The sequence below is a fragment of the Clostridium sp. CX1 genome (assembly GCF_025398335.1).
GTDB lineage: Bacteria > Bacillota > Clostridia > Clostridiales > Clostridiaceae > Clostridium_AM > Clostridium_AM tanneri.
The window spans coordinates 1-15,045 of the sequence record NZ_JAODOO010000013.1; the positions used below are offsets into that span (position 1 = coordinate 1).

The following is a 15,045-nucleotide window of genomic DNA, read 5'->3' on the forward strand; positions in this document are numbered from 1 at the left end:
TTATGTATTTAGATATTATCATCATAAAAGACCACATAGCTCATTAGGTGGGCTTACGCCCTTTGAAAAGAGGTATTTGTAAAATTAATCGAACTAAGTGTTACAATTTTGCTTGACCATGTCAATTCCTAGGGGTACCGGAATTAGTATTAAAATCAGATTTAATTTAAAGATGGTAATTGAATTTTAAAGGCATACACATTTGACCAGGACAGTAAAGTTGATGGAAATACAAATTTATATTGTGAATTAGAAATCTACTGAAAAGTATTTTGAATATATCAAGTTTTTATTAATTTTATTGAGGTGATAATATGAGTAAACACTACGAAAAATTCGTTGAGGAAGTAGTTAAGAATAGAAAAGGAATCATAGAGTCCAGAAAATTAATAATGGATTATAAACTAGATCAAAGAGTTCCATTTTTTATTATTGAAAAATTCAATGAAATTAGTATAATGATAGAACTTGGGCTGGATAACTTTATCATGAAAGTAATATCCGTATTTGTGGAAGAATTATTAATTCAAATGAATATAGCTAAACAAATGTCTAAAGGCATAGATAACTATCACAGCCTACTTGAAAAATATGAGAAAAAATATGGTGGCGAGTTATTAACTGAGCTAAGAGAAAATGGAATTATTGATGAGGATGATTACAGATTTTGCGTTCAGTTCTTGAACACAAAATTTGATGGGGGAGAAAATATAAGAAATATTGAATTACATAATAAAGATGCCGAAAAAGTCAGAAACTATAAAATTGATGAAAATATAGTTAAATCCAGGGAAATAGATAAGTTTGCTGTTGAATTTTTAGAGGAAACAGTAAAAAGTCAATCAGGTTTTTTACAGATTGGTACTAGGGATATGAATGCTAAAAACTGTATTCCTATGTTCATACAGCTGCACGAGTTTATAAATAAGAATTCAGGCCTATTATTAAAATTAAAATGATGTGGAAAAACCCAACATTATTAATTAAATCTATATTAGTTTGTAGTAGAATTATTTTGAAAAGTAGCATTAATAAAATTTAAGTGGATTTATAAAAATATTAATTTTACTGTAGTTAAACTGATTAGATGGAACAAGGAGAGTAAATGAAAAAACAAGGTAAAAAGACTAAAAACGAGACTAGAGGAGAAAAAGAAAATAGAAGATCTAAAGAAGCTAGAAAAGCTATTATGTATAATCAATCAGTAATAAGCACAAATAACAAAGAATACGAAGAAAGCCCTAATGTGCCAAATGGAAAAAATACTAATAATTCTGAAGAAAACAATTCCGATAAAATTAGACATGATGTTATGCAAAAAGAAGATACGTGTAGTACAAAGGTTAAAGATATTGCAACAGAACAAAATAAAAGTAAAAGCCTTATTAACCTAGTATGTTTTGTACCTGCTAGCATATTAATTTTCGCATTTATTTATGTAAAAATTTTTATTTTTAGAGTTATATTAATTATATGTATAGTTCTTCTCGGAATAACGTGGATTTTGGCATTGAAGAATAAAATAAAAGGTAATTTTTGTATTATAATTACATTAATGGGTGAAGTATATACAATAATGGTCGTATACATTTGTATAGTATTTATACCTATAATTAGTTATAGAATTTATGAAGGTAGATTCATATTTAATGGTACGAAAATAACTTCTAGTATTTCACTTTGCTTATTTTATATAGTAAGAAATTTTGGCGAGGTATTGAATATATATATTAGTTATCAATCGGCATGTTATTTATGGTCAATAATTTTCGTAACGTTAATTTTTTATAATATAGATAGAATTAACACAAAGTATTTTAAATTTATAAGTCTTATTGAAAAGTATATTCTTAGAATTAAATATGAACATGACATTAATAGGCAAAAGGAGTTTTTTTCCATAGAACACAGTAGAATACTATCTTACATTTTTTCAGCTATAACTTATATAATTTTCAATGTTTCATCAGAGTTTGGATTAAATAATGAATTAAAAAACAAATTAATAACAACAAAAAGCATTTTAGACAACAATGATATTATAGCTTTGCAATTTTTAGGAAAACCCATTAAAGAAGCATTGTTAACGTATATTATCATAGATACTGGAGTATTTATTTATAAGGATTGGACTAAAAGACCAGAGTATAAAGAAGAGAATGATATTTTTTGGATATTAATTATAAAGCCAGTTAGTAATATATTGGACAAGCTTGATGGAAGCTTAAAATTCCTCATATTTTTGCTGTTATTAACTTTAGTATATGCATAGAAGCAGCATATAACTAAGTTTTCTGTAAAACCTAAAGACATGTCAATACTTTTAGTGAGAAATTGCATATCTTCAAAAGTACTATATAAATAAAGAACTACGAATTTAGAATTACAAATAGATAGGTAAGTTTCTACACTGTAACCTTTTATAACTGTTATCCCTATATCAACAAGTGGCTACAAATAATGATATAAGCAATTTTATTCATTTATTTTATAATTTGGAAAGTAGGTTGTAATAGTTTTTCTACATTAATTGAAATATGCGTATCATCAGTAACATAAATAAATTATAGTACCTTCTTTTTGATACTTGATGAATAGTATTTCACGATAGTGAGATTGATTTTATAAGTTTCGTTAAGACTCGATAAAAGAAAATTTTCAGATCGGCCCCCATATTCTGGACATTTTCTAACAAATGATAACTAATTCATAGATTTTTTTATAAATTCATTTGCACTCATATAATTCAAACTTCCATGTATTCTTTCTTCGTTATAAAATTTTATGTATTCATCGATAAGCATGTATCCATGAGTGAAATTTTTAATCTCATTCCAAGCTATACTGGAGTATCCCCAATTTGATAGACACATAGAAAAGACTGTATAATAAGCACATAGGGAAGGATGCGGCTAACAAATGGGTAAAAGAAGAGAGTTTTCTTTAGAATATAAAAAAGAAATAATAAAATTAATTACAGAGCAAGGTAGAAAGGTAACTCATGTAGCAAGGGAAATCGGTGTTAGCGAAGCAGCGGTTAGAAGATGGGTAAAGGAATATGGAGCACATGGGAATGACGCATTTCCTGGTAAGGGAAAGCTACGACCAGAGGATGAGGAATTAAGATTACTTAGAAAGAAAATGGCCGATTTAGAGGAGGAGAATGCCATATTAAAAAAAGCTATACGCATCTTCACAAAGCCCGAGAAATAAAATATAAATTCATCTACGACAATAGCTCCGAATTTCACGTGGAGAAGATGTGTGAGGTGCTAGATATTAAGAGGAGCTCTTACTACGCTTAGTTAAAAAGACCTATGGCTAAAAGAAAAAAAGATAATGCTTTGCTTGCTATTGAGATAAAAAGAGTACACAGGCAATCGGGCGAAACTTATGGTGCTAGAAGGATTACAGCGCAGCTTAGGAAAGACGGGGTAACCTGTGGAAAAAATAGAGTTTCAAAACTGATGAAAGAAAATAATATATCTAGTAATTTAAAAAGAAAATATAAAGCAACGACCTATTCGGATCATAATTTTAATGTGGCTCCAAATTTATTAGAACAAAACTTTAAAGTTGAAGTTCCAAATAAAGTCTATGTAGGAGACATAACTTATATAAGTACAGATGAGGGTTGGCTTTATCTAGCCACTGTCGTGGATTTGTTTAATAGGGAAGTTGTTGTATGGTCAATGGGTTCCACTATGACTAGGAAACTTGTTATAGATGCGCTTTACGCTGCTGTGGATAAAGAAAATCCGAAGGGTGGACTAATCTTTCACTCAGATAGAGGAGTACAGTATGCTTCGTATGACTACCAAGATTTATTAAGGAAAAAAGGATTTCTACAAAGTATGAGTGCCAAAGGCTGCTGCTATGATAATGCCTGCGCCGAGACGTTTTTTACATCGTTAAAAAAGGACAGGCTATATGGACACAAATTTAAAACTAGAGCTGAAGCTAGAATGGTTATTGTTGAATATATAGAGATATTCTATAATGCAAAGAGGTTACATTCAACCTTAGGATATAACTCACCAAAAGAATATAAAAAGGATTGAAATGTAATTCAAAGTGTACATTTATGAAAAAGAATAAATATTTTCACTTTGAATTTAATGGTATAATTAAGTAGTAGCCATGATGGATTAAATAAGTATCATATTCATAAAAAACTATGAGTTAACTATAAATAGTAATTTATCATTGAGTTAAACATAAATTTAGTACAGTGCAATGTATCATCATAAACAATTTGTAAAAAATATAACTGAAAAAGAGGTATAAATTATGATAAAACCAATTATAAAAGATATATTGTTTTTAGGACAAAAATCAGAAGATGCAACTAAAAATGATATAGTAGTAATTGATGATTTAATAGATACATTAAGAGCAAACCTTGAGAATTGTGTTGGATTAGCTGGTAATATGATTGGAGTAAAGAAGCGTATATTAGTATTTGCTGTAGGCAACCTTATTGTGCCTATGATAAATCCAGTTATATTAAATAAAGAAAAGATTTATGAAACTGAAGAGAGTTGTTTATCTTTAATTGGCTTTAGAAAAACAAAGAGATATGAAAAGATAGAAGTGGAGTATCTTGATAGAAATTTTAAGAAACAAAAGCAAGTGTTTACTGGATTTATAGCACAAATAATTCAACATGAAATGGATCATTTTGAAGGTATAATAATCTAATTGAATAATTAAAATATGAAGTAATTATTAGCCTAGAGGTTACTAAGAACCATGTGAGTTTGATAAGTGAAGTTTTCCTCTGATCATTAATTAATAATGATTAGGGCTGCTGTTATTTAGAAACATAGTATATACTTGATTTGAAAAGAAATAGGTATTTAAAAAAAGAAAGAGAGTGAAAAAATGGAAAAGTTTTTTAAAGCAATAGAGGAAAAGATAAGAAAGTCAGGATATCCTGGGGAAGTCAGTGGCGAAGAAATCTACGCTGAAATAAGTGATGAGGCCGAGGATCAAGAAGAAGGAAGTTACTTATTCATGAAGAAGCAAAATGATGATATCATGTTCGAATACAGAGTGGATATTTTAGAGGACAATATTAATTTAGCAACCCTCACGATACATACATCAGAGAGAAATTACTTTATTGATTTTGATGCTGAATAGATAGATGTATTAGGGATGAAGTATGTTACTGGTAAAATAAAACTGTATTAAAATATGTGTTTAGCCTAACTATCTCATTTAAATTACAGTGAAAAATCGATGATATATGTCATCGATTTTTTTTTACATGTATTGAAAAACAATGTAAAAATTATTGGTAAGTAGTCCTTTCCTCAGTGTTAAATGCCAATTCATGTTTTATTACTTTAATAGAATATTAATAATGCTTAATTGTAAAAATATAATAAGGAATTCCTATTCTCTCGTTTAGGTATTTTCTAAAGGAAGGTTGTATTTTATTTCGAAGGAGGCAGCTATGGTGGATAACTCAACTACAAGTATAATTCCGGAATTACTTTTGATATTAATTTTAACTCTTATAAATGCATTTTTTTCAGCTGCTGAAATGGCTATAGTTTCACTAAATAAAAATAGAATAAATCATCTCTCGGAGGAAGGAAATGAAAAGGCACAGCTAATATTAAAATTATTAAAAGAGCCAAGTAAGTTTCTTTCAACAATACAGGTTGGGATTACTCTTGCTGGTTTTTTCGCTAGTGCTTCTGCGGCTACATCTGTGTCAAAAAGTTTTTCACAGTTTCTTATGAGGTTCAACATACCTTATACTGAAAGAATCTCTGTAATTATAGTTACCATAATATTAGCCTATATTACATTAGTTTTTGGTGAGTTATTTCCTAAAAGAGTGGCTTTACAAAAATCTGAGACAATTGCTATGGCTTCTGTAAGACCTATTTTATATATTTCAAAGATAGCTAAACCCTTCGTAAGGCTGCTTTCAAACTCTACTAATATTTTAATTAGACTTAGTGGCATGAACCTGGAAAATCTAGAAGAAAAAGTATCTGAAGAAGAGATAAGATCAATGATAGAAGTTGGCCAGGAAAATGGTCTTTTCAATGAAACAGAAAAGGAAATGATTAATGGTATATTTGAATTTGATGATACCTTAGCTAAAGAAGTAATGAAAGCCAGACCAGATGTATTTACTATAGATATAGATACTCCTAGTAATATAGTTATTGAAAAGGTATTAGAAGAGAAATATTCTAGGGTACCTGTATATGAAGAAGACATAGATAATATAATCGGAATACTATATATAAAAGACTTGTTTAGTACTATACTAAAAGATTGTAATGATAAGGTAGATATAAGAGCGTTGCTAAGACCACCGTACTTTGTACCGGAGAACAAAAATATAGATATCTTATTTAAAGAGTTACAGAATACAAAAAATCCTATGGCAATTCTCATAGATGAATATGGCGGGTTTTCAGGTATTGTGACCATAGAAGATTTAGTGGAGGAGGTTATGGGAAACATATTCGATGAATATGATGAGTATGAGCAGCTAGTTAAAAAGATAGATGCAGATACCTACATAGTAAATGGGCTACTTTCAATAGATGAAGTAAATGAGTTATTACACTTGGAATTGGAGTCAGATAACTCAGATACTATTGGTGGATTCGTAGTTGATCTTTTAGGAAGTATTCCAAGGGATGACGAAGAACACACTGTAGAATATGAGAACTTGGTGTTTAAGATTGAGAAGATAAGTGAAAAAAGAATAGAAGAATTAAAGATATATATTAATAGGGAGAGCTAAATATGAATATAAAAAGGACTTATTCTAATAGGAGAAGGGAGCATATTCATATTATAAGACAATATAATTTTGACACTGGAGAGTATACTGGTACTAGACTGGTCATATTCACGAAGGAAGGTATTAAGTACATAAAGGATTATGATAATTTTATTAAACATAGGTATAAGAATCCCAAGAGCAAGACTAATAATAACTCTTCATGGAGAATAAAAAAATCAAGTCTTAAAGATGTTATAATAAAAGAAATGTACAATACGGATGAAGACGGTAGGCTAAAAATGCATCATATTCTTTATGAGTCAACAACAATTCCCCTTATTGAATATTATAATTTAGTTCTTAAAAAGGAAAAACTGCACTTAGATGAAGATATATTAGAATTTTTTTATAAATTGAGATAAACAACTCTTGTCTTTTATAACTGTTTGATAATTATAAAAGCAGGAGTTTATTTTTATTATCCACAATATCTTTAAGATTTATAGATATAGTATGGTTATCCATACTAAGTTGAAAAAAATGCAATTATATATTAGAATTAGTAATAAGTCCTATTTGAAATATTTGTAAAGTATGTATTAGTTTATATGTATCGTTAAAATACTAATAATTTAAAAGTATTTGCCTTAAAAATGATAGTTTTTATACGTAAATATAAGGAGGAATTTAAGTGAGAAGACTTAAAATTAGAGGAAAGTTGTTTTTAATGATAACCTTTGTATTAGCAATTCTAAGTATATCTATTTTAACAGTTACATTTTATCAAGTGAATATTCTTACTAAAAACAATCTTGATAAACAGTTAAATTCAAATAGTAAATTAGCCTTAACTTTGATGGATAAAGTTAATAGTGGATATTGGACAATAGATGGAGATAAACTTTACAAAGGCCAGTATTTAGTAAATGACAACCATGAGTTTGTAGATAAAATAAAAGAAGATACTGGTGACGAAATTACTATATTTTTAAATGATACAAGAATCTCTACAACTATCATTAATTCAGGAAAAAGAGCTACTGGAACCAAGGCTTCAGCGGAGGTTGTGGACAAAGTATTAAATAAAGGGGAGGAATATGTAGGTACTGCAAATATTTTAAACACACCTTATGAAGTAAAATATGTTCCTATAAAGGATAGGGAAGGAAAAAACATAGGAATGTTTTTTTTAGGGGTAGAGAAAAGTAAGATTAATGAACAGGTTGTAAAATTAATGAGTATGATTGGACTAATTACTTTAACAGTAGTTTTCTTTGCCTTTTTATTTGTTGTTAAAGTTACAAAAAGTATAACAGACCCTCTTCATAGCGCAGTGAGTTACTTTGGAATTATATCTAAGGGAGATTTATCTGTAGAAGTGTCTAAGGAATATGTAAAAAGAAATGATGAAATAGGAGATTTGTCTCGGGCTGCACAGAGAATGCATCAATCCTTTATGCAAATGATAATTGATGTTAAAAACCTTTCTGAGAACATAAATAATAAATCCAAAGATTTAAATTCTATTTCCGAAGAAATGTCTGTTATTTCTGAAAATGTGTCTAAAGAAGTTTCTACAGTAGCAGATTTTACTGAAGAGCAGGCGGAAGATTTAACATCAATTACAACAGTACTAAATAAATTTGGAGAGAATCTAGATGAAATGGTACAAGCTATTAAAGAAATAGATGTTACCGCCAAAGATGTTAATTACATGGCTAATAAAAGCAATAATAAATTGGAAACTTTAATACAATCTATAACAGAGATTAGTGCTTCTTTTAAAGAGTTTTCTGTAAAAATAAATATACTTGTAAAAGATATAGATAAAATTGATGAAATAACAAAGGTAATAAATGATATTGCAGATCAGACAAACCTTTTAGCTTTAAATGCTGCCATAGAGGCTGCCAGAGCTGGAGAAGCAGGGAGAGGGTTTGCCGTAGTTGCCCAGGAAATAAGAAACTTAGCAGATCAGAGCAAGGTGTCATCAGAGGATATAAATAAACTTATAGATGGAATATCAAATGAAACAGAAAAAATTCTTTATAATACAAAAGGTATGAGCGAAGAGTTAAATAATGAGATTCTCATTATTAAGAAGAATATAGATTCTTTTAAAACAATAATTCAAGCTGTAGATGGAATTACTCCTAGAATAGAAGCAGTTAACATGTCCGCTTTAAATATAAGCGGGGAGAAAAATACTATTTTAGAAAAAATAGAAGCATCTTCAGCAATTTCCGAGGAAACAGCAGCTTCCTCAAGAGAAATTGCTGCAGCATCAAGAGAAATGAGTAGTTCTTCTAACGAGGTGGCAGATACAGCAGGAGAGCTTTTAGACATGACTAAGGATATGATGGACAAGGTAAACAAATTTAAAATGTAAATATATTAAGGAGGATGAAACTATGGCGATAAAAGAAATTCTTTTATTAGGCAACAAGGAGTTGTATCATATTTCAGAAGAATGTAAGTTTGAGGAGCTGGATTATATTAAATCAGTAATTCAGGATTTACAGGATACTATCATAGGCTTTCAAAAAACTCATGGATGGGGAAGGGCGATAGCTGCTCCTCAAATAGGAGTAAAGAAAAGGCTTATATATACTTATATAGATGGAAAACCTACCGTGTATATTAACCCTGTATTGATTTTTGAAGATGATGAGAAGATGGAAGTATTAGACGATTGTATGTCCTTTCCAGAGATATTAGTAGATGTGATGAGATATAAAAGATGTAGAGTTGAATCTAGAAATTTAAACTGGGAGTTAGAAGTAAGAGAGTTTGAAGGCGGAATGTCAGAGCTTATACAGCATGAGTATGATCATCTTGATGGGATATTGGCAGTGCAGAGGGCAAGGGATAACAAGTCATTAAAGGTAAGAGTAAAATAGTATATAGTAAAGCTTTAGAGCATTAAATACTGACATACTTAATGAAAGTATGTTACTTAAAAACTTTCCTAAGAAAGGAAAACCTAGTTTTGGCTCGGCTTTTAAAACTAACTCCAACTCAATGCTTTCTTTGAAGGCTGAGTTGGAGTTAGCATTTTCAAAAGTTTTTACGTATTATTGTATATAACTTAGAATTAGGTTGATAAAGTATTATTATATAATAAGATAGTTTTTAAGTGGTGAAAAACACCATTAACAGAGGAAATAGGTTATGTGTTAAAATAAAACTATAGAACACTTTGTAATTGAGGTGATTAGAATAAGGTACTTAGAAGTAGAGAATAAAATAATAAACGATAAAAATACAGAAAAATGCATATTAATTAATGGAAAGTCAGCTAGTGGTAAGACAACATTGGCTATAAAAAAGTATAAGTATCTAGTAGAAAAGGAAAATGTAAACACTGATCAGATACTAGTATTTATAATGAATAGATATCAAGGATTAACCTGGAAGAGAGAGTTATCCTTGAGAACTTCCTCGGAAACAAAGATATTCACATATCAGGGTTTTATAAGAAAAGAGCTAATAAAGTATTGGCCAATAGTAGAGAAAAGTTGCTCTAAAATAAAGAAAAGTAGAGTTGGGCCGGAATTTGTATCAGCAGACACAGCAAATTACATGATGGAAATTTTAGTGGATTTTTTTCGAAGTAAGGGATACCTTTCAAGCATAACTTCCACCTCCAGTAGAATAGCATCAGATTTAGTCTCAAATATAAACAAAGCGGCTTTATCTTTGTTAGATATAAAAGAAATAGGCAGTAGAATATATAATTCAATAGAAGTGAAAGATGGAATTGACAAAGAAACCTATAACCATATGGACGAAATTATAGAACTATATATAAATAGGTTTTTAAGTCAAGGAGTTGTAGATTATGGTTTAAGTGTATACTTATATAATAATTATTTGTTAAAAGATACTATTTACTTACAATCTTTGAAAAAAATAAGATACTTAATTGTTGATGACTTGGATGAAGCTTCACCAGCAGAAATAGAGTTTATCTATACTTTAACTGAAAGTATAGATAAAGCTTATCTTTTTACTAATCCTGATGGTGGTTTTTGCAGTTATTATGGAGCAGATCTTAAATATGTGGAAGAAGGTTTGACATTTATCGATAACAGCTTAAATTTAGAGGAACATTTTTGCTGCAAGGATGAATTTATAACCTTTGCAGATAAAATTAATGAAAGAACTTTGAATATAATGTCCCGATGGGATAGCAAAATACCGGTTTCCTTTGATATATCTTCTCAGCTTAGAAGCGAGATGATAGAGAAAATAGGAGACAAAATAGTTGAGCTTATTTGTAAGGGGAAAAAACCAGAGGAAATAGTACTGATGTCTCCATACAATGATTTTATATTAAGTTATGAGATAGAAAGTAAATTAAGGGGTATAGGTATAGGTGTAATAAACACATCTAAGAAAAGCAGGCTAATAGATAATCCCTTCATTCATGCTTTAGTAGTAATAGCTTATCTTTGTAGTGAGAGGATAGAAAGTAATTTTACTATAGATGATTACCGAAGATTTTTTAATACCATATTAAATTTAGATTTGATAAAATCATCTATACTTTCTAAGTATGCAGTAAAGAATAATATGCTTCAACCTTTAGAAGAAAAAGTTATTCAGAGAATTGGAGTAGAGAATGCTAAAAGATATAACTACCTAAAGAACTGGATTGACAAGCATAGGCTATATACTGGTATGGAGGGAATTCCTCTAGATGAGCTTTTTAGAAGAGCCTATCTAGAACTTTTGATTACTGTTCCTGGAAGTAGAAATAACATATTAGTATGCAAAAATTTAAGTGAAACTGCAGAAAAGTTTATAGGGATACTACTTCAATTTAATAAAATGGATAACCCAGAACAGAAGTTTATAGACTTCATTAGAAGTGATGCTACTGATTTTTATTCTCTTAGAGAATTAGAAGAAATAGCAGAAAAAGCTAATAGCGTAATAATAACTAACCCTTATAATTTTTTAACTTCAAATATAAAGAGTAAAGTTCAGATTCTGGCAGACATAAATAGCAATATGTGGTCTCCAAGAAACATTAAAGAGCTTACTAATAGCTATGTACTTAGAAAAACATGGAGTATTAATGAGGTATACACTAATGAACTAGAAGAACGAAACAGACAGAATAATTTAGTCTCTATAATAAAATGCATTATGAGAAAATGCAGTGAAGAGTTGTACTTCTATGGAAGTGAATATTCTGTAAGTGGTTATGAGCAGCAAAGCCTTTTTTCAGATTTAGTGATGGATATGATGAACGAAAATGATGATATGCATAATATTTAAAAAAGAGGTGACATAAGTGGCATTTAGAGATGACCAAATACCTATAATGGAATATACCGGAGGTACTATGGCAGTACCAGCAGTGCCAGGTGCAGGCAAGACCTTCATTGTAGCTAACCTAGCGGCTAGAATAATAGAAGAAAGAAGACATAAGCCAGGAAAGGTCTTAGTTGTAACATATATGAATAGTGCGGTAAACAATTTTAAAAGCAGGATAAGCTCTGTGCTAAAGGACAAAGGAATTACTACAACTAATGATTATGAAGTTATGACAATTCATAGTTTAGCTATGAAGATATTAAGAGACAGACCAGATGTAGTAGGGGTTAACGAGGAGTTCGGAATATTAGATGATGTGAGAAAGGTCTTTTATCTAAATGAAGCTATTGAGGAGTGGAGAAAAAATAATGGGGAGAGGATATTTAAGTCTCTTTTAACGGACAAAGCTGCGACAAACTATAGAGATAAGGGTCAGGACTGGTGGAAGGATTTTTTTAGTATCGCAGACTGCTTAATTAGTGAACTAAAACTTAATGATATATCTCCGGAAAAGCTTAGAAAATATTTGGAGTTCCTTTCCCATAATAGTATTATAAGACATATTTATGAAATTTATAGACTTTACACTAAAAGACTTAAAACTGAAGGATATCTTGATTATAATGATTTATTAGTGTTGGCATACAAAGCCCTTCTAAGGGATGAAAAGCTAAGAGATAAATTTCAAAGCAGATATACATTTATATTTGAAGATGAATGCCAGGATTCTAACTTGGTTCAGTGCAAGATTCTAGCCTTGATTTCAGAAAACAGCGGAAATCTTGTTAGAGTAGGGGATCTTAACCAGAGTATAATGGGCACTTTTACTTCCTCAGATCCTAGATTTTTTGCGGATTTTTGCAAGGATGCAGAGGAAAAACATGTTATGAATATGGCAGGGAGAAGTTCCAAGGAGATTATCGACTTAGCAAATTTTTTAGTGGAGTATGCTAGATCTAATCATCCAGTTCAAAGATGCAGGGAAGCATTAGCAGAACAAAAGCTAAGACTTGTAACAGGACTTGAAGATTTTAAAAATCCTCAGCTAGAGGAATATGGAATTCAAGCCTATTACCTAGATTCATGGGATGAGGTAAAGAAGGATACCATAAAAAAGATAATTGATTTTAAGAGTAGGTGTCCAGAGAAAACCATAGGGGTACTTGTCCCTTATAATAATCATGTAACTGAAATAGCAGGGGATCTTAGAAGACTTAATATAGAATGTGACGAGCTTTCCAATACTGCAGAAAAGCGAATTAGAGTTACTAAGGTTTTAGGTAATATGCTGCGCTTCCTAGGAGAGCCTGATAACATACATAAGTTTATGTCATTAATAGATGTACTTATTGATGACAATAGTGAAGAGAAAGAAGAGATATTAGAATTTATATCTAAAAATAAGGTAGATAGTTTAGTGAGAAGTGATATAAATCTAGAAAATACTAAGGTTTCAAGGCATTTATCAGAAAAAATAAAAGAAATAAATAAGGTGTTAAGTGTTTCTCAAAGTTCTATAGATAACTTGATTTTACATATAAGTACCTCATTGAATTTAAGTACAGAGGATAAGGCAATGGCTCAGGCAGTGGCTTCCTTTGTTAAGTACGAGATAAAAGAAAATCCAAGCTTAACCCTAGAAGAGATTTCAGAGCAGCTCTTAGATAACAAAAAATCTGTGTTTAAGCATATGTCAGATATAATATACGACTTACAAGGTTATGAGCCTGTACCAGGAAGAGTAACGGTGGCTACCTGTCATAAGTCAAAAGGGTTAGAGTGGGATTGCGTATTTCTTTTATGTTTAACAGAATATAATTTTCCAGCATTATTAAATGCTAGGTTTAGGTCTGACTATTATTACTTTAAAAAGGAGTATACAAATCCAGTAGCACTAGGAAAGTCTGAAATACAAAAGCTTTTAGGGGAAAGAGGCTATGATAATCCTTTCCTAGAGGCAAAGATAGATGTCTTAAATGAAAAAATAAGACTTTTATATGTAGCTATAACCAGAGCAAGAGAGTATTTATACTTGGTAGCCCATAACGGAAATCAAAGGTTTAACCCTGATAAACCTTCAAAGTATTTTGAGGTGCTTCAGAAATTTATAGAAGGTGAAAGAACAAGGAAGGGATAGATATGTTAGATATTAGGAAGCTTAAGTATTTTTACTATAGTCAAAATTCCTTAAATACTTTTAGTAAATGTCCACTGAAATTTAAACTAAAATATATGGAAGATATAGCTTGGAGAAATGACTCTCCTCTAGATTTAGAGTTTTATAACAGCATTAAGACTGGATTGGATTTCCACTTAATCTGTGAAAGATATTTTTCTAATATTCCAATAGGAATAGAGTGCTGCAGTGAAGAAGTTATAAAGTGGACAGAAGCTCTTAAAAGAAAAATGCTTATTAATAAAAATTATTTGTATTTTCCAGAATATGAAATAAAGATGGTAAAAGACCATATAAGGCTTCAGGCTAAATATGACTTGGTTATTATTAAGCCTGATGGCGGCATAGAAATATGGGACTGGAAAACAGAAAACAGAAAACTTACACAAATGGAAATGGAGAAAAGAGTTCAAACCATTGTTTATATGTATGTTATTATGGAAAGAGCTAAGGACATTTTTGGAATAGATGTAAAGGCTGAAGATATAAAAATGACATTTTGGCAGCCACATTATGAACATCAGGAACTAACGGTTTGTTATTCAAGAGATATTCATATGAAAAACGAAGAATATATAGAAAAGCTCATTAGGAATATCAAGGATTATAATTTTGAAGAAGATTTTAATAAGGAACTCTACTCTAAGCAATGTAAGTTTTGTGAATTTAATTATTTTTGTAATAATGAAAAGGTTAATTTTAACATAATAGAGGAATCAGATAGCTGCTAAACTATTCCTTTGAAGTTATCTCCATGGATGTATAATCAATTTTGTATAATATA

12 protein-coding genes and 1 pseudogene are annotated in these 15,045 nt (G+C 30.0%); 12 read left to right on the forward strand and 1 reads right to left on the reverse strand.

From position 1 onward, the window contains the following. The first annotated feature begins 314 nt into the window (after window positions 1–314). On the forward strand, window positions 315–959 hold the full coding sequence (locus N4T77_RS14150) for a hypothetical protein (protein ID WP_261672464.1): 645 nt from the start codon (window positions 315–317) through the stop codon (window positions 957–959). Between the two features lie 146 nt (window positions 960–1,105). Next, on the forward strand, window positions 1,106–2,272 hold the full coding sequence (locus N4T77_RS14155; RefSeq protein WP_261672465.1) for a hypothetical protein: 1,167 nt from the start codon (window positions 1,106–1,108) through the stop codon (window positions 2,270–2,272). A 430-nt stretch (window positions 2,273–2,702) separates the two neighbouring features. Here N4T77_RS14155 and N4T77_RS20295 read toward each other — a convergent pair whose 3' ends face one another. After that, a complete protein-coding gene (locus N4T77_RS20295; protein ID WP_396125133.1) occupies window positions 2,703–2,873 on the reverse strand; it encodes an IS3 family transposase in 171 nt (56 codons plus the stop codon). Between the two features lie 46 nt (window positions 2,874–2,919). Between N4T77_RS20295 and N4T77_RS14160 the strand changes: the two are divergent. From N4T77_RS14160 to N4T77_RS14205, 10 genes and pseudogenes are all read left to right on the forward strand, one after another. After that, a pseudogene (locus N4T77_RS14160) lies at window positions 2,920–4,061 on the forward strand (IS3 family transposase). A 229-nt stretch (window positions 4,062–4,290) separates the two neighbouring features. After that, a complete protein-coding gene (locus N4T77_RS14165; RefSeq protein WP_261672466.1) occupies window positions 4,291–4,701 on the forward strand; it encodes a peptide deformylase in 411 nt (136 codons plus the stop codon). Between the two features lie 183 nt (window positions 4,702–4,884). Beyond that, on the forward strand, window positions 4,885–5,145 hold the full coding sequence (locus tag N4T77_RS14170; RefSeq protein WP_261672467.1) for a hypothetical protein: 261 nt from the start codon (window positions 4,885–4,887) through the stop codon (window positions 5,143–5,145). A gap of 316 nt (window positions 5,146–5,461) precedes the next feature. Beyond that, window positions 5,462–6,778, forward strand: a complete 1,317-nt coding sequence (locus tag N4T77_RS14175; protein ID WP_261672468.1) for a hemolysin family protein — start codon at window positions 5,462–5,464, stop codon at window positions 6,776–6,778. 2 nt (window positions 6,779–6,780) lie between these two features. Beyond that, window positions 6,781–7,182, forward strand: a complete 402-nt coding sequence (locus N4T77_RS14180; RefSeq protein WP_261672469.1) for a hypothetical protein — start codon at window positions 6,781–6,783, stop codon at window positions 7,180–7,182. A gap of 269 nt (window positions 7,183–7,451) precedes the next feature. Then, entirely contained in the window at window positions 7,452–9,149 is a 1,698-nt protein-coding gene (locus tag N4T77_RS14185; protein WP_261672470.1) for a methyl-accepting chemotaxis protein, read from the forward strand. Window positions 9,150–9,171: 22 nt separating this feature from the next. Beyond that, window positions 9,172–9,660 (forward strand): peptide deformylase, encoded by a 489-nt coding sequence (locus N4T77_RS14190; RefSeq protein WP_261672471.1) that lies wholly within the window; start codon window positions 9,172–9,174, stop codon window positions 9,658–9,660. 310 nt (window positions 9,661–9,970) lie between these two features. Further along, window positions 9,971–12,046 (forward strand): UvrD-helicase domain-containing protein, encoded by a 2,076-nt coding sequence (locus N4T77_RS14195; RefSeq protein WP_261672472.1) that lies wholly within the window; start codon window positions 9,971–9,973, stop codon window positions 12,044–12,046. A 16-nt stretch (window positions 12,047–12,062) separates the two neighbouring features. Next, window positions 12,063–14,222, forward strand: coding sequence for an ATP-dependent helicase (locus N4T77_RS14200; RefSeq protein ID WP_261672473.1), 2,160 nt, complete (start codon window positions 12,063–12,065; stop codon window positions 14,220–14,222). A gap of 2 nt (window positions 14,223–14,224) precedes the next feature. Then, window positions 14,225–14,992 (forward strand): PD-(D/E)XK nuclease family protein, encoded by a 768-nt coding sequence (locus tag N4T77_RS14205; protein WP_261672474.1) that lies wholly within the window; start codon window positions 14,225–14,227, stop codon window positions 14,990–14,992. Window positions 14,993–15,045 lie beyond the last annotated feature (53 nt).